Source organism: Paraburkholderia sp. SECH4 (genome assembly GCF_030511745.1).
In the GTDB taxonomy this organism is placed as follows: domain Bacteria; phylum Pseudomonadota; class Gammaproteobacteria; order Burkholderiales; family Burkholderiaceae; genus Paraburkholderia; species Paraburkholderia madseniana.
In genome coordinates this window covers 163,013-182,566 of record NZ_JALOCP010000004.1, presented here as the reverse complement: position 1 = coordinate 182,566, position 19,554 = coordinate 163,013, and the positions used below count along the sequence as shown (strand labels likewise).

Annotated in this window: 23 protein-coding genes; 11 read left to right on the top strand and 12 right to left on the bottom strand. The window is 59.3% G+C overall.

What is annotated here, in order from left to right:
- Position 1 precedes the first annotated feature (1 nt).
- Both pdxA and rsmA read left to right on the top strand, forming a co-directional pair.
- Positions 2–1,012, top strand: coding sequence for a 4-hydroxythreonine-4-phosphate dehydrogenase PdxA (pdxA, locus tag M0D67_RS08110; RefSeq protein ID WP_154560538.1), 1,011 nt, complete (start codon positions 2–4; stop codon positions 1,010–1,012).
- A 140-nt stretch (positions 1,013–1,152) separates the two neighbouring features.
- Positions 1,153–2,025 (top strand): 16S rRNA (adenine(1518)-N(6)/adenine(1519)-N(6))-dimethyltransferase RsmA, encoded by an 873-nt coding sequence (rsmA, locus tag M0D67_RS08105; protein ID WP_154560539.1) that lies wholly within the window; start codon positions 1,153–1,155, stop codon positions 2,023–2,025.
- A gap of 65 nt (positions 2,026–2,090) precedes the next feature.
- Here the strand turns inward: rsmA and M0D67_RS08100 are convergent, their stop codons facing one another.
- Positions 2,091–3,026 carry a DMT family transporter gene (locus M0D67_RS08100; RefSeq protein WP_154560540.1) on the bottom strand — a complete coding sequence of 312 codons (936 nt, stop codon included), beginning with the start codon at positions 3,024–3,026 and terminating at the stop codon, positions 2,091–2,093.
- Between the two features lie 355 nt (positions 3,027–3,381).
- Here M0D67_RS08100 and M0D67_RS08095 point away from each other — a divergent pair, with 355 nt between their 5' ends.
- Positions 3,382–4,491 carry a porin gene (locus M0D67_RS08095; RefSeq protein WP_154560541.1) on the top strand — a complete coding sequence of 370 codons (1,110 nt, stop codon included), beginning with the start codon at positions 3,382–3,384 and terminating at the stop codon, positions 4,489–4,491.
- Positions 4,492–4,495: 4 nt separating this feature from the next.
- Here the strand turns inward: M0D67_RS08095 and M0D67_RS08090 are convergent, their stop codons facing one another.
- Positions 4,496–5,413: an autotransporter domain-containing protein gene (locus M0D67_RS08090; protein WP_266238627.1), complete on the bottom strand. Its 918-nt coding sequence runs from the start codon at positions 5,411–5,413 to the stop codon at positions 4,496–4,498.
- Between the two features lie 222 nt (positions 5,414–5,635).
- Positions 5,636–6,109 (bottom strand): PRC-barrel domain-containing protein, encoded by a 474-nt coding sequence (locus M0D67_RS08085; RefSeq protein ID WP_154560543.1) that lies wholly within the window; start codon positions 6,107–6,109, stop codon positions 5,636–5,638.
- 251 nt (positions 6,110–6,360) lie between these two features.
- On the opposite strand from M0D67_RS08085, the gene M0D67_RS08080 reads away from it, so the two are divergent.
- The 3 genes from M0D67_RS08080 (at position 6,361) to M0D67_RS08070 (ending at position 7,915) form a co-directional block, all read left to right on the top strand.
- Positions 6,361–6,648: a DUF2442 domain-containing protein gene (locus M0D67_RS08080; RefSeq protein WP_154560544.1), complete on the top strand. Its 288-nt coding sequence runs from the start codon at positions 6,361–6,363 to the stop codon at positions 6,646–6,648.
- A 673-nt stretch (positions 6,649–7,321) separates the two neighbouring features.
- Entirely contained in the window at positions 7,322–7,561 is a 240-nt protein-coding gene (locus M0D67_RS08075) for a DUF2442 domain-containing protein (protein ID WP_266238473.1), read from the top strand.
- A 138-nt stretch (positions 7,562–7,699) separates the two neighbouring features.
- Entirely contained in the window at positions 7,700–7,915 is a 216-nt protein-coding gene (locus M0D67_RS08070; RefSeq protein ID WP_168435698.1) for a GDCCVxC domain-containing (seleno)protein, read from the top strand.
- Here M0D67_RS08070 and M0D67_RS08065 read toward each other — a convergent pair.
- The 5 genes from M0D67_RS08065 to M0D67_RS08045 all read right to left on the bottom strand — a co-directional run bounded on the left by M0D67_RS08065 (position 7,898) and on the right by M0D67_RS08045 (position 10,872).
- Entirely contained in the window at positions 7,898–8,140 is a 243-nt protein-coding gene (locus tag M0D67_RS08065) for a hypothetical protein (protein ID WP_266238470.1), read from the bottom strand. The two genes, M0D67_RS08070 and M0D67_RS08065, sit on opposite strands and share 18 nt — an antisense overlap.
- A 796-nt stretch (positions 8,141–8,936) precedes the next feature.
- On the bottom strand, positions 8,937–9,182 hold the full coding sequence (locus M0D67_RS08060) for a hypothetical protein (RefSeq protein ID WP_154560547.1): 246 nt from the start codon (positions 9,180–9,182) through the stop codon (positions 8,937–8,939).
- A gap of 153 nt (positions 9,183–9,335) precedes the next feature.
- On the bottom strand, positions 9,336–9,584 hold the full coding sequence (locus M0D67_RS08055) for a hypothetical protein (protein ID WP_154560548.1): 249 nt from the start codon (positions 9,582–9,584) through the stop codon (positions 9,336–9,338).
- 194 nt (positions 9,585–9,778) lie between these two features.
- Entirely contained in the window at positions 9,779–9,997 is a 219-nt protein-coding gene (locus tag M0D67_RS08050; protein WP_166618189.1) for a hypothetical protein, read from the bottom strand.
- Positions 9,998–10,296: 299 nt separating this feature from the next.
- Positions 10,297–10,872, bottom strand: coding sequence for a phasin family protein (locus tag M0D67_RS08045; protein WP_154560549.1), 576 nt, complete (start codon positions 10,870–10,872; stop codon positions 10,297–10,299).
- A 1,216-nt stretch (positions 10,873–12,088) separates the two neighbouring features.
- On the opposite strand from M0D67_RS08045, the gene M0D67_RS08040 reads away from it, so the two are divergent.
- On the top strand, positions 12,089–12,331 hold the full coding sequence (locus M0D67_RS08040; protein ID WP_154560550.1) for a hypothetical protein: 243 nt from the start codon (positions 12,089–12,091) through the stop codon (positions 12,329–12,331).
- 5 nt (positions 12,332–12,336) lie between these two features.
- Complete coding sequence (locus M0D67_RS08035; protein WP_154560551.1) at positions 12,337–12,708, top strand: H-NS family nucleoid-associated regulatory protein; 372 nt, start codon at positions 12,337–12,339, stop codon at positions 12,706–12,708.
- Positions 12,709–12,757: 49 nt separating this feature from the next.
- On the opposite strand, the gene M0D67_RS08030 is transcribed toward M0D67_RS08035, so the two are convergent.
- Positions 12,758–13,033, bottom strand: a complete 276-nt coding sequence (locus tag M0D67_RS08030; protein WP_168435699.1) for a hypothetical protein — start codon at positions 13,031–13,033, stop codon at positions 12,758–12,760.
- 494 nt (positions 13,034–13,527) lie between these two features.
- Between M0D67_RS08030 and M0D67_RS08025 the strand changes: the two genes are divergently transcribed.
- Both M0D67_RS08025 and M0D67_RS08020 read left to right on the top strand, forming a co-directional pair.
- On the top strand, positions 13,528–14,340 hold the full coding sequence (locus tag M0D67_RS08025; protein WP_154560552.1) for a class I SAM-dependent methyltransferase: 813 nt from the start codon (positions 13,528–13,530) through the stop codon (positions 14,338–14,340).
- A gap of 1,128 nt (positions 14,341–15,468) precedes the next feature.
- Complete coding sequence (locus M0D67_RS08020; protein ID WP_154560553.1) at positions 15,469–16,584, top strand: hypothetical protein; 1,116 nt, start codon at positions 15,469–15,471, stop codon at positions 16,582–16,584.
- Between the two features lie 512 nt (positions 16,585–17,096).
- Here the strand turns inward: M0D67_RS08020 and M0D67_RS08015 are convergent.
- From M0D67_RS08015 to M0D67_RS08005, 3 genes are all read right to left on the bottom strand, one after another.
- Positions 17,097–17,300: a cold-shock protein gene (locus tag M0D67_RS08015; protein WP_154560554.1), complete on the bottom strand. Its 204-nt coding sequence runs from the start codon at positions 17,298–17,300 to the stop codon at positions 17,097–17,099.
- Between the two features lie 313 nt (positions 17,301–17,613).
- Entirely contained in the window at positions 17,614–17,823 is a 210-nt protein-coding gene (locus tag M0D67_RS08010) for a hypothetical protein (RefSeq protein WP_154560555.1), read from the bottom strand.
- Between the two features lie 308 nt (positions 17,824–18,131).
- Positions 18,132–18,359 carry a hypothetical protein gene (locus M0D67_RS08005; RefSeq protein WP_154560556.1) on the bottom strand — a complete coding sequence of 76 codons (228 nt, stop codon included), beginning with the start codon at positions 18,357–18,359 and terminating at the stop codon, positions 18,132–18,134.
- A gap of 396 nt (positions 18,360–18,755) precedes the next feature.
- Here M0D67_RS08005 and M0D67_RS08000 point away from each other — a divergent pair, with 396 nt between their 5' ends.
- Positions 18,756–19,313, top strand: coding sequence for a Uma2 family endonuclease (locus tag M0D67_RS08000; protein ID WP_154560557.1), 558 nt, complete (start codon positions 18,756–18,758; stop codon positions 19,311–19,313).
- The last annotated feature ends 241 nt before the right edge of the window (positions 19,314–19,554 follow it).

The following is a 19,554-nucleotide window of genomic DNA, read 5'->3' as shown; positions in this document are numbered from 1 at the left end:
CATGACAACCGCCGCGCAGTCCACCAGCCTTCCGTTGCAGATCGCGATCACGACCGGCGAGCCTGCCGGCGTCGGTCCCGAGCTGACCGCGCAGGCGCTGGCGGGCGCGGCGACGCATTGGCCCGGTGCGGAGTTCACCGTGCTGGGCGATGCGGATTTGCTGGCTGACCGCGCGCGTGCGGTAGGTGTCGATTGGGCTCTTCTGGTGGCGGACGGCAAGCGCGTGCGGGTGCAGCATCGGCCGCTCGGCGCACCCTCGCTGGCCGGCAAGCTGGACGCCGCCAACGGCCGCTACGTGCTCGATCTGCTCGACAGCGCGATCGATGGCGCCATGGCCGGCACGTTCGACGCCATCGTTACAGCGCCGCTGCAAAAAAGCACCATCAACGATGCCGGTGTGCCGTTCACCGGCCACACGGAATATCTCGCCGAACGTACGCACACGCCGCGCGTGGTGATGATGCTGGCCGGCACCGGCAAGCGTCCGTTGCGCGTTGCCCTCGCTACCACGCATCTGCCACTCAAAGACGTGTCCGCCGCGCTGACGATCGAAGGTATCGTCGAGACGCTGCGCATCGTCGATCACGATCTGCGCCACCACTTTGGTCTGCCTGCGCCGCGCATCCTCGTGACGGGGTTGAACCCGCATGCGGGCGAAAACGGTTATCTGGGCCGCGAGGAAATCGAGGTGATTTCTCCCGCTCTGAAGCTCGCGAACGAGCAGGGCATCGACGCGCCTGGCCCCTATCCGGCGGACACCTTGTTCCAGCCGCGTTATCTGGAGCAGGCCGACTGCGTGCTGGCGATGTTCCACGACCAGGGCCTGCCGGTGTTGAAGTACGCAACGTTTGGCGAAGGCATCAACATCACGCTCGGCTTGCCGATCATCCGCACTTCGGTCGATCACGGCACCGCGCTCGATCTGGCCGGCACCGGCCGTGCCGACTCGGGCAGTCTGATCGCCGCGATCGATACGGCGGTTTCGATGGCACAACACCGCCGCGCGGGCTGAGCCAGCGATCGCGGCGCGGTTTCGTCCGCGCTTCCCAGGGTCTTCCGGGTGCTTGACGTTTGCGCGATCGTTGCGCATTCGTTGCGTGTATTCCTGGTTTGTTCCAATTCTTAGGCAGTTCTTTTTTTAGCGTTTCTTCGATGTCCACCAGCAGACAGCAACCGGGCCGGCACCAAGGCCATATCGCGCGCAAGCGTTTCGGACAGAATTTTCTGGTCGATATGGGCGTGATCGATTCGATCGTCGACGTGATCCGGCCGCAGCGCGGCGAGCGCATGGTCGAGATTGGGCCGGGGCTCGGCGCGCTCACCGAGCCGCTGATCGAGCGTCTGGCGACGCCCGAAGCGCCGTTGCACGCCGTCGAGCTGGATCGCGATCTGATCGGCCGCCTCAAGACAAAATTCGGCGACCTGCTCGAGCTGCATGCGGGCGATGCACTCGCGTTCGACTTCGGCACGCTGGCCGCACCTGGCGAGAAGGCGTCGCTGCGTATTGTCGGCAATCTGCCGTACAACATTTCGAGCCCGCTGCTGTTTCATCTGACCGCATTCGCGCATCGCGTGATCGATCAGCACTTCATGCTGCAGAACGAAGTCGTCGAGCGGATGGTGGCGGAACCGGGCACCAAGGCGTTCAGCCGCCTCTCGGTGATGCTGCAATACCGCTACGTGATCGACAAGCAACTCGACGTGCCGCCTGATGCATTCAACCCGCCGCCGAAGGTCGATTCGGCGATCGTGCGGATGATCCCGTACGAACTGCATGAACTGCCGGCCGTGGACGAGCGTGTGCTCGGCGAAGTGGTGACGGCGGCTTTCTCGCAGCGCCGCAAGATGTTGCGTAATACGCTGGCCGCGTTTCGTGACTCGGTGGATTTCGAGGCGCTGGGCTTCGATCTGCAACGCCGCGCTGAAGATGTACCGGTGGCCGAATATGTGCGCGTCGCGCAGATCGTGGCGGCTTCGCCTGCGCGCGGCGCCGCGGCCGCGGAAACCGGGAATGACGACGCCTGAGTTGCGTTGCACGGTCTTGAAGGAAGCGCGCTGCGTCCTGCAGCGCGCGTGAAACATCCCACGTCTTAAGCGGCGACCCGCTTCGCCGGCAGATTGACCAGCGCGATGCCGGCCAGCACCAGCGCCGCGGCCATCAGAAAGCGCAGGCTGAACGACTCGCCCAGCAACAGCACGCCGAAGGTCACGCCGAACAACGGCGTCAGGAACGAGAACACCGACAGGCGCGACGCGATGTAACGCGTCAACAGCCAGAACCACAGCAGATAGCTGACGAACGCCACGATCACCGCCTGGTAGGCGAGGCTCATCACCGCCAGCGGCGTGACGGTTTCCACACGTGCCTGCCCGAGCCCCAGCGCGAGCGCGAGCAGCACTACCGCCGACACCGCCAATTGATAGAACAGCGTCTTGCTCGCGCTCGTGTAAGCGAGACGCGTGGCGCGCACCACCACGGTCGTCGCGGCCCATGTGATCCCGCCCAGCATGCCGAGCGCGTCGCCGGCGACGCCCTTCAGCGTCGAGCCCTGCGCCCCGTGGCCATGCGGGAAGCCGTCGGCGAACGCCAGCGCCATACCCGCAAACGCCACCAGGATGCCGAGCCACTGAATGCGCCGGATCCGCTCGCCGTCGACGAACCAGTGCAGCCCGAGCGCCGTAAAGCACGGTGCGGTGTACAGAAAGACCGCCATACGCGAAGCGCTGGTCAGCGTCAGGCCAAGGAAAATGCACACGAACTCGCCCGCGAACAGCACGCCCGCGAGCAAGCCGGCGCCCAATGTGCCGTCGTCGCGAAAGAGCGGCGTACCGCGCGAGCGCGCCCAGCCCCATACGAGCACAGTCGCGATTGCCGAGCGCAAACCCGCCTGGAATACCGGTGGCAGTGCCGCGTTGGTGCTCTTGATCGCGACTTGCTGGAGTCCCCAGATCGCGCACAAGCCGATCATCAGCAGGATGGCGAAGCTATCCAGGGTGCGGCGCGTGGGCCGGGCGGTGGTGCTCATGGATTTTGTTGGGTCGCTGCCATAAGTCATACGATATCAAAGCCATCTGCCCCGCAATGCGATGACCCCATCGCCTACGCGTGCTTCTTTCAGGCTGCAAGCACTTCGATGACATAACAACACTTACGTCAGACTATTTTCTGACAGCCCCTATTTCGCGCTAAGGTTCACCCACGCGCATTTCGTCAGCTTATTCAAACAGCCTGAATTGGCTGTCGTGCAAGGTTCCGACGCGGACTTCGCATCCTGCCTGTCGATTTGCGCGGCCTCAAATGAACAGCGTGCCGGTACTTTGCAGCAGACGTGGCGGTGTCGAAATATCCGTGAAAAGCGGGAATCTGTATGAGGAGACGAAATGAAGCGCGTAAGCAGGTGGGCGATGGCAGTCGTGCCGGCGGCACTGGCGTGTCAAATGGCGCACGCTCAGTCGAGCGTGACGCTCTACGGCGTGATCGACGAAAGTGTGCACTACCTGACCCACGCAAACCAGGCCGGCGATTCGTCGATCGGACTCGGTAACGGCGGCATGACGGAAAGCCGCTGGGGGATAAGGGGCGTCGAGGATCTGGGCGGCGGCTGGTCTACGTTCTTCAAGCTCGAAAACCGTTTCTACATGAATACCGGCCAAAGCGATCCGACCTTGCCGTTCTTCAATGAGGCGCAAGTGGGTGTGCGCTCGGATTCCCTTGGCCAGGTGATCTTCGGCCGTCAGTACAACGTGATGATCGAAGGCATTACCATCGGCGGCTACGGCAGCAATATCTGGATTCCGTACGATTTCAACTTCCAGCCGGAAGTGACGATGACAGGCGGTATCTGGACCAGCAACCAGGTGCAGTATCAGGCGAAATATAACGGTTTCCATGTTGCCGCCGGCTATGCATTCGGCGGCAACGCGGGCAATTCGTACGGCAGCCAGATCGGCATGGCACTGGCTTATGCACCGGGTGGGCCGTTCACCTTCGGCGGCGCGTATCAGGAGTCGAAAGATTCGGTCAACGGCGCCGCCGCTAAAGCGTGGACCTTCGGCGGGTCGTACACGTGGAACCTGACCCGGTTCTCCGTCGGCTATATCGTCAATCAGAATGACGCCGGCTTTTCGAATTTCGCCAACGGGCCGTTCACCGCGCCCGCGTTGGCCGCGCTCAAATACACGGACTTTTCGCGGCGCCGCATGATCATGGGCGGCATCACGCAGCAGGTCAGCAACAAGTGGCACTTCGCAGCGAATGTCTGGCGCACGCTGCAGGACGGCAAAACCGCCGCGCAGAACGGTTCGGCATGGCAGTACCAACTGGTCGCCGACTACAACCTGTCCCTGCGTACCGATATCTATCTGGAAGGCGATTATTCGCTGTACCGGGGCGACCTGATCGGAGCGCAGTTGCAGGGCGTCAACGGTATCGGCCTTGCGCAGAAGGGTAGCCAGATCGGTCTGATGGCCGGCATGCGGCATCAGTTCTGAACCCTTACCAACTCCAGCGCGCGCCCAGATTGCCCTCTACCGTGCTGCGGTGTTCGCCGTTCACGTTCATGGCGTAACTCGCGGTGGCGAATACGCTGCCGCGCGCGCTCAAATGCGCGACCAGGCCGATGCCGAACTGGGCGGCCGTGGCGGCGACATCGGTGGGAATCACGGTTGTGCCGGCGAAGGTCGCGCTATCGGTGCCATTGAAATAGCGCCACAGATTCGCGCGCAGATAGGGTTGCCATTGCGCACCCGCGCCTTCGAAGCTGCCTTGCAGGCGTAGGCCGAGCCGACCGACGAGGCCGTTTGCCGCGTGAAACGATACGTTCGAAATGCTGTCGTTGAGATCGTTGATCGATGCGTGCTGCCAGATCAGTTGTGCTTGCGGTTCGAGACTGAGATTGGCGCGCAGTGGAATCGGCAAGCCGGCTTCCAGCGAGGTCGTCACGGCATGCCCATGCGTGCTCGCACCGATGCCCTGATTCGACGATGGATCGAGCGTGAGTGAGCTACCCATCACGACCGCATCGGTGTACCAGCCGCCCGGACCGATGTGCGTCCAGTAGGCGCCTGCGCTGTAGGCATTGATCGACAGCCGCCCGGCCGACAGATCGGGGAAACCGAGCGCGAAACCGTTCACGTCGCCTTGCGCGCGGGCAAAGCCGATGAAGAAGCCGTAGTGATTGCGATGGCCGCTTGCGCTGCGATCCGCGTAGATATCCTGGCCCACTTGCACGCCGGCCATCGTGCCGCTGAATTCGGGGTTGGCGGCGCCACTGTTGCTCTGTGAGGTGTGCTCGCCCCAGACACGCGACCATGCGGCGGCGAGCGGGCCGCTTTCGTTCAACAGCAACTGATCGCCCTGGCGGTCATGGAAGGTACCCGCCCGGACGAGACGGACTTGCTGCGGCTCATTGATAATTTTGTATGGTTACCGGGACACTCACCTCTACGAGCAGAACCATGAGTGCAACCTGCGATTTCCGACCGAAGTAATGCACCAGATGGCCGAGTTCACCAAGCTATTTGCGCGCGCCTGGTCGCTGGAGCCACGCGTTTACGCCACCGCGGTGGGTCGCGGTGGCGTACGCTCTAGAGTGAAAGACTAGCCGTCCTGCTGGCACGGGTTACCCGTTGGTGTTCAGCGCTCGCTCGGCCTGATGGCAGGGTCGTTTTCCACCACTTCATGGGTCGCAGACCAGTACGGCTGCCGGTTATAGTAGCTGTACGTTGACTCTCCCCACTTCGCATCCGCCATCGTCGGCCAGTGGTCCTTGTCGAAACCCGGGTCGTCCTTGAGGCGCTGTGCGGCAATGTCGACGACGAAGCACTTCTCGTCCGTGTCGAGAGTTAATGCACTCCACGGGATGGCGTGCAGGTTAGAACCCATTCCGAGGAAACCGCCCTCAGAAAGCACGGCATAGGCGATGCGTCCATTCCGGACGTCCAGCATGATGTCTGAAATCTTCCCCACGTGTTCGCCGTCAGAAGACATGACCTTGTTCCCATCGAGCGTTGCTGCGGCCATGACATCCGGCCCCGGCCCTTCGCCCATACCACCGCCGACGATGCCGGCTCCGAGTTGGGTGCCACCTTGCGGGTTGATTGAGCCCATGATTTACCCCCTTCGAAAAAGGTACTGCAGTGGCGCGCAAGCGGTGTTCCCGAGCCGGCGGCGGCAGAAGTGGGGTCATTGCGAGAGTTTCGAGGGGGCGGCGTTGCTATCGCCATCAATGGGTTGCCCCCAGGTGAAGAGGACACCCCACTTCAATCCCGATGCTGGGGGCAACTTACTTGTCAGCGTTTTTTGTTGAGCGCAACCTGCGACAGTCTGTCGTTCAGATGCTTCCCGTTCAGGAGGTGACCATGCACGGCGTCGTTGTTGACGTGCGTTTCGACAATACACATCTGTTTCTCAACCTGTCCGACGGTCAGGCCGTGCGATTCCCACTGAACTGGTTTCCTGTTCTGAAGGTGGCGACGGCAACGGAGCGCGAGCATTTTGCCATTTCGCTGGACCGACAGCAGCTGTTCTGGCCTGAAATCGATGAGGACCTGAACGTTGCCGCGCTGCTTTCATTCCTGTCCAATACGATAAGGCGCGAGCGCTTCTACACAAGCTTCCGGCTTCGGGCTCACAGACCGCTCGGTTGATGGACGGGGCAAAGCGTGTCGAGCGGGGGCTCTTTTCCACGGAACCGGAAAATCAATGCCTGAGCGTTTGCCCGATGACATCTCGTGCATCGCAATTGCGTCCGCACCCGTTCCTTAGTCTGCGAAAAAGCGACCCGCCGCCTCCGCGGTAGAGGGTCAAGCGACGACGCCGGTTCTTCGTCTGTTCTCTTACGCCATTCCCCGTTGGCGTCGGCCCAAGCCTCTGCGGCTCTCATCGCAGCATCCCCTCAGGGAGTCGGTGTTGCGTCCATGTGTCTGCACATAGAATCATCTGATAAAGGTCGGACGAGCTCGGCGTGCAAGCAGGCTACGAAATGTTCGTCTATGAATTCGAAGGGCTGGATTTTCCAGTCGATGCCGCAACGTCCGCTGCTTAGCAGTTACGCGGGCGCCGGCTTGAGCCGGGAGTCCGGCATTGACGCTGGTCTGTCCGATTAACAACTTCGGGCGAATTATGCACAGATTTGCGAACAGATTTTGTGGATAACTCGTGCTTCCCGCAACGCAAGTGGATAAGTCTTGACTCCCATGTGTACGGACCAATGGCCAACTCTGCCCAGAGCTTTCCTGTGGATTCTCGAATCACATTCGTTCTTGAATGCCGCTCGGCCGCGACCTATCTTTGTGATGATTCCGCTTTCAGGAGATAACCATGAACCGCGCTGCGGTGGACGTGCATTTCGACAGCATGCACCTGTTTCTCGACATGTCCGACGGTCCGGCTATTCAATTTCCACTGGACTGGTTTCCGGTGCTGCAAGCAGCGACGGCAGCCGAACGCGAACACTTTGCCATTTCCCTCGACCATGAGCAGATATTCTGGCCTGAAATAGATGAAGACGTGAACGTTCCCGCGTTGCTTTCATATCGGCCCGAGAACGCGGGTCGCTAGCGTTCGACGTTGTGGTTTCAGGTAGCCCGCAGTTGCGTTGTTGGTTGACTGCTCCCACATGAGTTGGTGGCGGGCGCCGCGTACTACGCTGAACCATGTCCAGTGAAGGTAGCTGTCCCGTGTTGAGCAGGAGCAGTTGTGGCTGCGGTCGTGTTGAATTCCACCATCCTGTGTCCAGCGTGCGGACACAGGAAAGACGAGACGATGTCTGTCAACGCCTGTGCGTGGTTTTACGAATGCGAGCACTGCAAGTCGGTTATCCGGCGGAAACGCGGGGACTGCCGCGTGTACTGCTCGTATGGCACCAACAGGTGCCTCCCGATGCAGCAGTCAGACTCATGCCGCTCGGGCTAGGTCAGATGAAGTGTGTTGCTGCGACTCGAGAGCGTCGAGTCGCGCTTGCGCAATCTCGTCCGGGTGTTCGCAGTGGTACGCGTTGAACAACTGTGAGCATAGCTGAGCAAGTGAAGCAAGGTCTAGGGACTGGTCTGCATGCTCGACTTCGCGCGCGTTGAGTACGTCATCGAGAACCGGAGCGAGACGGCGCAGTCGCACAAACGTGCTGGCGTCTAGTTTCATGTTGAACCTCCTGTGGCCAGACTGTGCAGTTCACCGAGTCGGCCAGCACCAAGGCGATGCTCACCATCCGTATGCCTGGCTCGTTAAAAATGTCGTTTGCATGCAACGAGTTTCATGATGTCTCTACCCGGAAGGGGTAGCAATGCAGGACCGGCATAGGTCGGCACCCCCAGTCCACAAGGCAATGTCCTTATATTGACCTTTTAAACTGACCGTGTGCTGATCGGCAGATTACGATTCTGTCATCTGCGCCTCCGCGGTCACTCCTCGATGGGACGCGCGGCTACCCGCATCGCTGCGAAAAAGTGAATGGTTAGCCTTAGTTAGTGGCCAAGAGTGAGAGCTAGACCTGGCGGTGCGCGTATAGACCTAGACGGTAAAGCCGACAAACGGTTTTCCCATAGCAGGACAAACCGTTCTCTACCGGAGCCTGCGTTGTTCGCGCGCGATGCTTACCCGTGCGAGCGCTCGTGATGGTGAAGCTGATGATGGGGAGGTTGATAATGGTGCCGCACAGAGGCGTGCCGGTCGTCGCGGTGCTCGCAACGCCAAGGGTTTGATGATGCGTGTCTGAGTTCAACGTTTAACTGCCAATAACGGTCCCACAGGGTTTGCCGGCGCAATTGAATGCCCATTGTACGGAATGTCACTAGCGGTTCGGGAAATCGCACCTGGGAACGCGACACGCTCGTAAGCCGTTGGCTCGCCAGCGCGCCATTCCGGGTTGCGGCCAGGTTGGACGTAGTGGGCGGTGGAACACCGGTGCTGGTCCATCGGCCCCGAGTTATAGCGTACTTCACGGATTGGGCTGCTCCCCGGGCAACTCAGCACCATGCGCACGAATCGCTGCAATCAACTCTGCGGCAGTAATCTCGTAGCGTATTTCGCGATGAATGCCAGGCTTCCGTTGGTCGACGTCGATGAGCAGGACGGCCTTGCCGTCTGCCGCTGCTTCCAAGCGCAAGACGCGCACGTCTTGGCCGGTCGTGTCGTCTCGCTCAGTCATCAGAATCATCGTGCCTGTCGCACCGTTGATACGCATGAAACATCTCCCATTGCTTGCATTTCATCGGGGTTCGATTGCCCGGCCGAACATTCGTCGCGGCGTCGGCTGCACCCACCGGCCAAGTTGAGCTACGACGCTGCCTGCTGCGGGACGTCACAATCAACGGGTGAACCGGTGACGAGCTGCATGCTACAGATGCGTCGCTGTCGAATTTTCGCCTGACGTGCGGGACATGAGGATGTCAAACGCTTCGCGCGCGTCTTTCAGTTCTTGCATCGAGACTTCGAACGCCACCAGCTCCAGCGTCGACGGCTGTCCGTCTCCATCCGAAGCAAAGCGCGGTTTAAGAGCGGTCAGCGCAGCTTGCACTGCGTGAGCCGCATTCACCACTCGTTCCAGCGCAAGTGCTTCATCAGTTGGCTTCCTTACTGTGAGCATATGGCTCCTTGCGACAAAATAGCGCTACCCAAGGCGCGATTCCGGCCGCGTGCACCTCCAGCGCCGAGAGAACGCATACATGATAAACACCCGGTAGTATTAGCACCGCTGTGGCTGGGCGCGGCCGCTCGGTCCGGGCGGAGCGAGCGGCGACGTCTAACGCAATCACACGGCACTTGTGTAAGCACGTATTGTTAGCTCCTGCTCTCAGGCGGGAACACGCGCCAGGTACCGTCATCGTGCCGGAAGAAAAAGAGTGCAACCGGGCCTTCGGGTCGCAGTGCCTCAACGCATACATAACGTCTCCCATTAGAGGCTGTGCGACCGAATCGGGTTACCCGAACTGGCGTCGCGGAAGTTGGCGTCAGCCATTTTTCAACCAGCAAATGCAAAGACTTTTCTGCGGAGGTCATCCGCTTCTCCTTCAACCTCGCTCCCGTTGGTTCGGTCGTGCCCCATTGGACTTGGCATGACGAAGTTTCGGCCACAAGGAGTCTGGTCAAATCGCATGATTGACAGTGGAAGCAACGCAACGAAGCAACGGTCGCTACCCGCGCAACCATGCCTGCAAATTTTTAGCTCAGGCCACTGCTCCATGACGCCGTCCGAGGCGCGCTGGACGCCGCCGTGCTCCAGAAGGCCGCGCGCAAAAAAAAGCGAGCAGGGGCTCGCTTGAAGAATTAGACGACGGTGGCCGACGTCAAAAACGCTGTTACTCCTCAGCGGCGGCGACTGGTACAACGGCCTGTCGAGTCCGCTTGGCCGAGGCCGACGACGCAGCGCTAACATTGCTTTCGGCAATCTCAACCGCTTGCTTCGTAGCGTTTTTGGCAGCTTCATACGTCGTGCTGGCCGTTTCGCTGGCCGTCGTGATGAATGTCTTCCATGCTGCCACGGCGGTTTCGCTTCCGGCCGGTGCGTACTTCGCGAACTTGTCGACGAACTCTTGCGTCTCGCGATAGTACTGCTGGAACTGCGCTTCAGCCGCCGCCGCGAATTCACCTTGCGTGCTGGAGATGATTTCGTACACGTTACGGCCGTACGACTGCGCTTTATCTGTCACGGACTGCGTATAGCTGGCCTGCAGAGCGAACAAGTCCTGTGGGTCTTTAACCGAAAGCGCCTTGGCCGTGATTTCCTGATTTTCGGTGAGCGTCGATTTGACCGCTTGCAGGTTCAGCTCAACCAGCTTTTCAATGCCACCGAAAAACTTGCTCAGGAGTCCGGATATTGTTTCGAAAACGACCTTCTGCGCCGCGAAAAGTTGTTCAGGGGCGAGACTGCTCATCACTAACTCCATAAGGGTGGACGTGGCAAGTCTTCGGAACACCGCCGAACGGCATTACAAACGACGAGCCACGGAGTAGGAAAGTTGGTGCGATGCAACATGACTCATTCTAGGACTGGGTGTGCGAATGTCAATCGTTTGCTGCGTTGCGGTGACGCGCGGCGTGTACCGGAGACGCTGAATGCCCCGTTGGTATTGGCGCACAACGGTGAGCCAGGGAAAACCCGGCCAACCCTTGGAGCCTTGCCTGGAGGTAATACATGAACATTTACCTGGGTGTGTGCAACGCCGCAAAAAAGGGTTGCAGTCAGCCGGCCGAAGCCGTTATGGAGTGCTGTCTAACTCGAAGCGCAAAGTCGTTGGCGGCGCGTGCGTCTAGGTGTGAGTGAAGACGACGTGCAATATTGGCGACGCGGAATCACTGTTCCGCCGCTGAACGCCTGTACGCGTCTCGCCGCCGTTCTCAATCTCGACGGTTACTGGCTTTGCAACAGGGCAGACCCATGTCGCCTAGTCCGCTCTTCGTGGGAATCTTTGGCTCACGAGTTGGTACCCTGTGAGTCCAGATGCGTCCTGGTGCTCGCACCTCGGTCGGCGTGGCGCCCGCGACGATTCATCTGCGGTCTTTCACGCGAACATAGATGGCAGGGGAGTCCAGGTCGCCAGTGAGTTTGGTGCTCCACTGCTTCGTAGCGTTCATCGGAAAGTCCTCCGATATTGGGGACGATTGTTGCCAACCCCAGAGTGGCGCTCGCCGATGCAATCTCCCCTCGACCAGCGTTCATTCGTAGCCATGACGCGCGAACCAGTTGTCTTCCGTGTCGGCACGAGCATGTCGAAGGCAGAGCATGAAGGAGTCCGCCGTGCAGATTCTGGTTGCATCCGACCGCGGCCCCGCCCATCTGGATTTTAGGGATATGCTGCGTCTAAATGACATCGCGACTCGTGTCTTTAACCTCTTCACTTGAAGTGAACTTCGTCGGACACGTTAGCCCCAGTTCTTACGGGACTCTTTCATTGGGACGGCCCGCTCGACGCAAGCGTCTCGGATGCCTGGTAACCCGATGGATTGGCAACGAGAGACAGCGCATTGATATGCATTGGATTAGCTCATGCAAAATGTTCTCGGAGCAGAGAGAGGCAATCTCGTGTAGCGTTGACTGCGCCCCGTCGGCATACAATGTCCGCCGAGTGTTCACTTCCTAATGAGGACGCGATGGCCGACAACATTGAGTCGAAGGTCATGCAGGGCGGCGAAGCTGCCGGACAATTTGATGCCGCGTGCAATCACGTTCGGCAACTGATGGGCGCGCGCTGCGCTGCCGTCATCGTTCTCGACAGCGACGCCGGCTCGGGATACTCCGTTGTGGGACCACTGGACGCACAGGTTTTGCTGCCTGACATTCTGCAACAGCTAGCGGTCACCCTCCGGAGACAACTCACGAAGAACTTGCAGTGAGAGCTATGAGCAAGAAGACCTATCGGGAGCTCTCGGCCGACCTGGCTGAGCTTGAGAAGCGCATTGAAAGCGCACGGCGTATCGAACGCGATGCCGCCATCCAGGAAATTCGCACATTGATGCGCGAATATGGTATCGCGCCGAGTGAGTTGGTTGGCCGGAAGCGTGGACGGCCTCCCGTCCCACCGCGATACAGGAACCCAGAAACCGGGCAAACCTGGACCGGATGGGGCACACGCCCCAAATGGCTGGATGGTAAGGACTCGCGGGAATTCCTTATCGTCAGGCCATGGTCTACAAGCACTCTGACGCAAACGCCCGAGTCAACGGATGGAACCCACGCTTACAACAAACGTCGCGACGTCACCGCGACTTAGACAACCAACTGCATTACGACGTGAGACGATGGCTCGAATTTCCGCAACCTCAGCTAAACGTGGCCATCGATTCTTCAATGCGCCCGAAGCCGCGGTTCTGACGACCGAAGAGCGTCTCAGGGTCGGCACGGTCCTCTACCGGTGTTTCGCTGAGTTCGCGGAATGTCGTGACAAGGCTATGCCATGAAGCGGCCCACCTTATCTCCCTTAAGCGGACACCAGTGGTGTCGGTAATTCGCAAGACACCAGTGTCAGGGAAGAATGTGAGCGTGACGGCTATGCCGTCAATGACGCAGGTTGCAGTGCACGATTTCGTTGCCAGCACGTTTGTCTCCAGTGAGATGTAGTCTGAGCGCCACTCGAGTGACGGGCTGTCACAACGACGCAATGAGTATGCCCGGCAATCACCGCTCGCTCGTCTCGCTTGTGACACAAAGGCTTCATTGCGCTGCACCGGCGGGACCCGGTAAGCGGAGGGTGGAAAGGATGCCGCAGTGTTGGGCCCCGGCTAACACCATGAATCATGGTTGCAGACGCGAAGCCAACACTTGCAAATAGCCTGTGTTGCCAGGCGTGCAAAACATCGATATCCGTTCGCCGCAGCGCAAATGTGGCAGAGCTGGTCACCGCTGCACAGCGTCTAGAGCCGCATTGAATGTTCGTTGAACTGCAACGCTGGAGACCTATAACAGAGTGTGATGTGCGGACCCGTCGCGGCCCCTCGACGGGAGGTCTGACTTTCACCCTGAAGATGACCGAGCACGACATGCTGGTCCGACATCGTTTTGTGCGAGCACGACGAAGCGTGGAGATGCTGAAATGGAACAAGACGATTTCAGTGCTTTCGAGCACCAAGGTTGGGAGAAGGTCGCGCAGCCCTACCATGCGTATTTCGGCAACTTGACCACACAATCCAATAGCGCCCTGCTCGATGCACTGGAAGTCCGCCCGGGGGGCCGTTTCCTGGACGTCGCATCGGGCCCTGGCTATCTCGCTGCCGCGGCCGCGCAACGCGGCGCCGATGCTGTTGGTGTCGATTTCGCGGAGGCGATGGTCAAACAGGCCGGGCGCATGTATCCCGGGCTCACGTTCCGTATTGGCAGCGCGGAAGACCTGCCTTTTCCCGACGAGAGTTTCGACGCCGTTGGCATCAGCTTCGGGATGTTGCACTTCGCCCATCCGGAGAATGCACTCACCGAGACGTTTCGGGTGCTCCGCCCCGGCGGCAGGATTGGCTTCACTGTGTGGGCGACACCGGACAAAGCCGTCGGATTCGCGATGGTGCTCAAGGCAATCGAGGCGCACGGTCGACTGGATGTTCCACTACCCCCTGGGCCGCCGTTCTTCCGGTTCAGCGACTTGCACGAATGTGAACGCGTATTGGTCGCAGCGGGATTTGACGAGCCCCACGTCCAGGAAATCAGCCAGACGTTGCGTATCTGCATGCCGGAAACGCCTTTCGACCTGCTGATGCGCGGCGGCGTGCGCATCGCCGCAATTTTGAAAGCTCAGTCGCCGGAGGCCTTGGCTTTGATTCAAAAATCGGTGTCCGAAGACGCGGCCGCGTATCAAAGCGACGGAGAGATTCGAGTACCGATGCCGTGTGTGCTCGCCTCAGCGAGGAAGCCCTGAACAGTCGTTGGTGGGTAGCGAAATCCGGGTTATGTGGGCCGGTGCAAAAAAGGAGAAACTTTCGTTAGAGAGGAGGACCCTTAGCGGAGCTCGTACGTGGTTATCCGCCGGAAGTCGGGTCAACGGCGAGCCTGGTAAATTATGGCCATGGGCTCGAAGGAGGGCACTGTAGAGGCAGCCAACTTGGAATACGTTTGCCTGGTCGCACCGGCACCTTAGAAGGCAGGGGACACAGTCCTGAACGTCTTGCAAAGAGTCGTCACGTTGGTGTCTTGTAATCCCCTCATCGCCGGACTATAACAAATCTTGCAACTCAGTCTTAATGCGGTTGCAGACTCATAAAGTCACCACGGGCAGACTTCAGTGCGACGCTTCAGCACCTATCTGCCAGCACTAAACCGCCAAGCAATGGCTTAGTGACGCAGTCCTCCCTCCTATAACGTTGGTCCTGGTTGCGGCAATCGCGCTTTGAATCAAAGACATTGCTCCGCGTTCTCGACCAACCAACCGACTCGATAGATTTCTCCCCGTCTCAATGAGGACGGAGGGCGCAACTCGCTTTTCGGATTGGCAGATGTGCCGCCGCAAGTATCCCCGAAACACTGCGGAGGAATACTTGGTCGCAATCAAGGGGTGAACATGAAAATGCGTCTGATAGCAGGAGTCGGCAGGAATTGGTTGCAGCAATGCGCGCAGCGCAGTATCGCGTCGGCGACGGCAGGAACGCCGAGCAGAACCTCGACCGTTTCCTCGCGCGTTGCCCGTGAGTTGAGACCGTACCAACTGCAAACACGTCGGCTCCGTTCGCGTGAGCCATTGCCTTGCGCGGCTTCCGCTAGGGAAAAGGCAGGCTAGGCCACCTGCCTTTTCTTCGATAGCCACGCGACTCGGTCCCACTCGTCAACAGAGCATTGCGGGCATTGACAATCGCGATGTTGGTTACATCTGCATTAGCGGGATGCGGGGGTGGCGAGAGTGCCGGTGCGGCCGGCTCCGCAACGACCCATGATTCGGTTTCGTCGACATCGGCAAACGGCGGATAGGACGCCTAAGGCAGCCGACGCCGCACTGACCGCGACGTTTGTGTCGTCACACGCAGTTAACAACGTATTGAATGGAGGCACCAAAATGATTGCAACTTCTCTTGTCTCTTCGCGCCGCGGCTTCCTGCAGCCAAAACATCGGTCAACTTATCGCAATGTATTGCGCTCCATCCTGCTGTCCGCAACGTTGGGGTTAAGTGCCTTGTCGGTCGGCCAATCCTCAAGGGCGCAGGAACTGTTCGTTGGCGACGTCGGGGACAGCTCAGTCAAGCATTTCGATGCCTCGAGCGGGACATATCTTGGCGCCTTCATTGCGCCGAAGACTGCCGGGCTGAAGGGACCCATGGGGATGATTTTTACGGGTGGGCAACTTGTGGTTGTCAACCAGAACCTGGGCACCGGCAAAAGCGGCGAGGTTCTGCAGTTCGACAGTGCGACTGGCACTTTTGTCGGCAAACTTGTCGCCTCGAGCGACCGAAACGCACCCTTTGCGCCGCGCGGCATCGTTCGCGGAGGGCGGGACAACGGCTTCTACGTGGCCGATATCGGTGACCAGGCTGGCAAGTGTGCCAACCAAGGCAACGTCAAAGAATATGACGCTGCGGGCGCCTTTCTAGGCAATCTGGACCGAAGTGCGTTTACCAACGAGTTCCATCCGCGCGGCGTGGTGTTTGGGCCGGACGGTCTTCTGTATGTCTCGGCAGTGGGTTGCCTCGACCCGAAGGACCCGCTCTACAAACCGCTCATAGGATACATCTTGCGCTTCGATGCCCGCACCAAGGCATTTGTTGACATGTTCGCATCTAACACCAGTGTCCCGGACTTGCACCGCCCTGAGGGCCTGGTCTTCGACAGCGCAGGCAACCTGTGGGTTACGAGCTTCCGCGCAGCTTCCAGCGATAGCGATAAAATCCTCAAACTTGATGGCCGGACCGGCGTCCTTCTCGACGAGCTCATTTTATCGGCGCCGGGTGCCGCCAGGGCCTTCGCACAGGCAATCATTTTCGGGCCGGGGGGCAATCTGTTCATCCCCATCACTGGCGGCGATGCCACGACAGCCGGTCAGGTGCGGCGTTGCAGCCCCACGACCAAGCTATGTGACGTCATCGTGCCGGCCAACTCCTCTGGTGGCGCACTTCAGCAACCGTTTTACTTAATCTTCAGGAACACCAATCCCGCGACACTTAACTACGAAGACTAGAAACTGCGTGAGGTATGGGCAGGGTTGGCCTGGCAGCTTGCCAGGCCTTGCGCCAGGCAGGTCAAAATGCGCTGGTAGCTGCAGCCAGGAGTGCAGCGCGCGAGGGTCCTCGGCGTTACAGCAGTACGGACGCCGGGAATGACCCCTCCTCCTGTTGCTTCAACTTCCTGCTGCTTCAATTGCAACCAACGATACGGTTCAAAACAACGCGGGGGAAGGCGGCGTAGATGGGCTCTATGACTTGTCGTTCCATGGAAACAAGTTTAGGAGTGGAAACGAAAATCTGATTGAGCGAAACGAGGGGCGTTCGGGGGGCAGTTCGGTGGATTGCGCGGAGGTTAGGTGCCAGCGGGTCGCTTCGGGCGACCAGAAGAAATGACACGCGCGGTCGTGTGCCTGGCGTCGGATGAGTCGGCGCGGACGGTAGCGATGCTGTCCGGGCTGAGCGTCATCGAAAATGGACGATGCCCGGCGAACCGGGCATCGTATGCTGCAGTGACGCGGATTTTCTCTTAAACCGGCGTGATGTTTGCGGCCTGCTTACCTTTCGGGCCCATCTTCACGTCGAAGCTGACCTTCTGGTTTTCCTGCAATGACTTGAAGCCCGCTGCCCTGATTTCCGAGAAGTGGGCGAACAAGTCCGCACCGCCATCGTCCGGCGTGATAAAGCCGAAGCCTTTCGCGTCGTTGAACCACTTTACTGTACCTGTTTCCATCATTCAATCCAACAAAGTGTAAAGAGCGCACCGAATTCCGTACGCCTGAATCTTGTACATATTGCAACAGCGGAAGTTACTGCCCGGCGCTCAACCACAGTGCTGAAACCGCTATCCAAGACTCCGACACCGAAGTTGTAGCCGATTGCGCAGTACGGGTCAATTCGGGAGGCGGTCTCAAATGTGAGGTGCATCACCTTATCTCGTATAAAGTATCGCCGTACACGAAAGGAAGCGCTACCAGCACGCTGGATGATTCAGGATTGCGTTCCCGTTGTTGGGTAAGCCGTGGGGGGTGTCCGGACGAAGTATGTTACTGCGACTCGAGGGCGTCGAGTCGCGCTCGCGCAATCTCGCCCGGGTTTTCGCAGTGGTACGCGTCGAACAACTGTGAGCACAACTCAGCAAGTGAAGCGAGGTCCACGGCCTGGTCTGCGTGCTCGACCTCTCCTGCGTTGAGTACGTCATCGAGAACCGGAGCGAGACGGCGCAGTCGCACAAACATGGCGGCGTCTAGTTTCATGTTGGACCTCCTGTGGCCGGACGGCGGAGCACACCCTGAGTCGACCGGCCCCAAAGCGATGTTTCTCCTTCATTTGCCTGGCTCGTTGAATATGCCGGTTGTCGCTGCAACGAATTTCATGATGTCTTTCACCAGAATGCGGGCACACGATGCAGGACCGGCATGGGCCGGCACCGCGCTAGTCCGCATGACCGTGTCCCAATCCTACGCTCTATCAGCTTTCCTGGCGCTAACACGCCGGTTATGGTTCCTGTTGCCTGGCGCGCCGATGTGAACTGGCCTCAGCCAACGCCCTCGCACGCACACTTCTAGTGCAGCCGGGAGCCTGTTTCGGAACCGGGCAGGAGGTAGATTTCCGCCGACGAGCGGCGCGTCTCGTCGCGACGGATGTCTTTCGGCGAGGCCGACTCAGCAGCGGCTTCCTCCGTTGCCAGGCGCATCGTGTTGCGGGTGACGACCGCGCGGAGCGTCCTGCATTCATGGGCACGCTTGATATCGGACAGCAATCGTACGGGATGTCGCGTCGTGGTTCTCATCTCTTCCCCCTGCTGCAGTGCACAACAGACTTGAGAAACTACTTGAACCTTAGACTGTGAAGGGCTGCCTCGCAAGGAGATGGACGATTTCACCGCACACGTTCATGAAAATAGCAACAGCACGGCAACACCCATAGCCGGACGGGGGCAATCCACTGGCAGAGGTCACATTTTGGCTTCATCGGGATGTGGCCGACCCAGCAGGTAAAGGACGAGCCGGGCTCGCCGCCTGTCCGAAAACGAACGCGAGTCGGTTCGCCGCAATCCCGCCTGGACAAAACCGAGTGATGCCAGCTTCGGCCGTGAAAGCCGCTTGAATGTTGCATTGCACACATAGATAATTGTTAAATCGCGGCAGGAGGGTATACGCTTAAGTACCTTCCCCGCGAGAAGCTCATGGACGTATCTCCTCTCCTGGACTGCAACGGATTGCTTACCACATGGCGTCACCTGACCACAGCGGTGGAAGCTGACTGGCAGGAGTGGTATGAGTTGGACGAGCGCGGTGAAGTGGTGACGGATTCGCGCCCATCGGCGCGGCGCCAGATAGCGCTCACGGACATCTACTGTCAGCTCACGGAGCAGATTGGACATCTTGCGGCCATGTCGGTGACCGTTACGACCCTGTCATTTGGCATCAGGGTCCCCGATGTGGTCTGGATGCCGTGCGAAAGATGGGAAAGTTTCGACCGCGACGAGCCGGTGCCATTCGTGCCCGACCTGTGCGTTGAGGTCCTTCTTGATAGCGATAGGGCGCAAGATATCGGCCGGAGGGTCAATGCCTATCTGGAAGGTGGCGCCCGCGAAGTCATGGTCGTTGGCCAGCACGGACAGGTTGAAATCTGGGGAACGACGGGTCGACGCCGAGCTTCAATCTTCGGCGTGACACTATTGCTTGACCCCATGTATTTCGAAGAAATTGACGTGCCCTCCGTTCTCAGCGTTCGTTGTTGAGAACGTATCATTCTCATGAGGTCCACAGACGGCGAACGTCACCAGCATTTCGACACGGCGACTCGTTCGCTTATATACCGCGCAACCATCATTCGACAAAGCCCTGGAGTGGGACGTGAAATTAGCTGCTGGTCGAACCAGCGAACGGACTGTTTCATTCCAACGCTGGCGCGTGCCTTCTTTCCGGCATTCATTCTTGAACGCCGCTCTGCCGCGGCCTATCTTTAAGTTGATTCACTTC

Coding starts and splice junctions, on each gene's coding strand:
- pdxA (WP_154560538.1), top strand. CDS start 2: ATGACAACCGCCGCGCAGTCCACCAGCCTTCCGTTGCAGATCGCGATC.
- rsmA (WP_154560539.1), top strand. CDS start 1,153: ATGTCCACCAGCAGACAGCAACCGGGCCGGCACCAAGGCCATATCGCG.
- M0D67_RS08100 (WP_154560540.1), bottom strand. CDS start 3,026: ATGAGCACCACCGCCCGGCCCACGCGCCGCACCCTGGATAGCTTCGCC.
- M0D67_RS08095 (WP_154560541.1), top strand. CDS start 3,382: ATGAAGCGCGTAAGCAGGTGGGCGATGGCAGTCGTGCCGGCGGCACTG.
- M0D67_RS08085 (WP_154560543.1), bottom strand. CDS start 6,109: ATGGGCTCAATCAACCCGCAAGGTGGCACCCAACTCGGAGCCGGCATC.
- M0D67_RS08080 (WP_154560544.1), top strand. CDS start 6,361: ATGCACGGCGTCGTTGTTGACGTGCGTTTCGACAATACACATCTGTTT.
- M0D67_RS08075 (WP_266238473.1), top strand. CDS start 7,322: ATGAACCGCGCTGCGGTGGACGTGCATTTCGACAGCATGCACCTGTTT.
- M0D67_RS08065 (WP_266238470.1), bottom strand. CDS start 8,140: ATGAAACTAGACGCCAGCACGTTTGTGCGACTGCGCCGTCTCGCTCCG.
- M0D67_RS08060 (WP_154560547.1), bottom strand. CDS start 9,182: ATGCGTATCAACGGTGCGACAGGCACGATGATTCTGATGACTGAGCGA.
- M0D67_RS08055 (WP_154560548.1), bottom strand. CDS start 9,584: ATGCTCACAGTAAGGAAGCCAACTGATGAAGCACTTGCGCTGGAACGA.
- M0D67_RS08050 (WP_166618189.1), bottom strand. CDS start 9,997: ATGACCTCCGCAGAAAAGTCTTTGCATTTGCTGGTTGAAAAATGGCTG.
- M0D67_RS08045 (WP_154560549.1), bottom strand. CDS start 10,872: ATGAGCAGTCTCGCCCCTGAACAACTTTTCGCGGCGCAGAAGGTCGTT.
- M0D67_RS08040 (WP_154560550.1), top strand. CDS start 12,089: ATGGCCGACAACATTGAGTCGAAGGTCATGCAGGGCGGCGAAGCTGCC.
- M0D67_RS08035 (WP_154560551.1), top strand. CDS start 12,337: ATGAGCAAGAAGACCTATCGGGAGCTCTCGGCCGACCTGGCTGAGCTT.
- M0D67_RS08025 (WP_154560552.1), top strand. CDS start 13,528: ATGGAACAAGACGATTTCAGTGCTTTCGAGCACCAAGGTTGGGAGAAG.
- M0D67_RS08020 (WP_154560553.1), top strand. CDS start 15,469: ATGATTGCAACTTCTCTTGTCTCTTCGCGCCGCGGCTTCCTGCAGCCA.
- M0D67_RS08015 (WP_154560554.1), bottom strand. CDS start 17,300: ATGGAAACAGGTACAGTAAAGTGGTTCAACGACGCGAAAGGCTTCGGC.
- M0D67_RS08010 (WP_154560555.1), bottom strand. CDS start 17,823: ATGAAACTAGACGCCGCCATGTTTGTGCGACTGCGCCGTCTCGCTCCG.
- M0D67_RS08005 (WP_154560556.1), bottom strand. CDS start 18,359: ATGAGAACCACGACGCGACATCCCGTACGATTGCTGTCCGATATCAAG.
- M0D67_RS08000 (WP_154560557.1), top strand. CDS start 18,756: ATGGACGTATCTCCTCTCCTGGACTGCAACGGATTGCTTACCACATGG.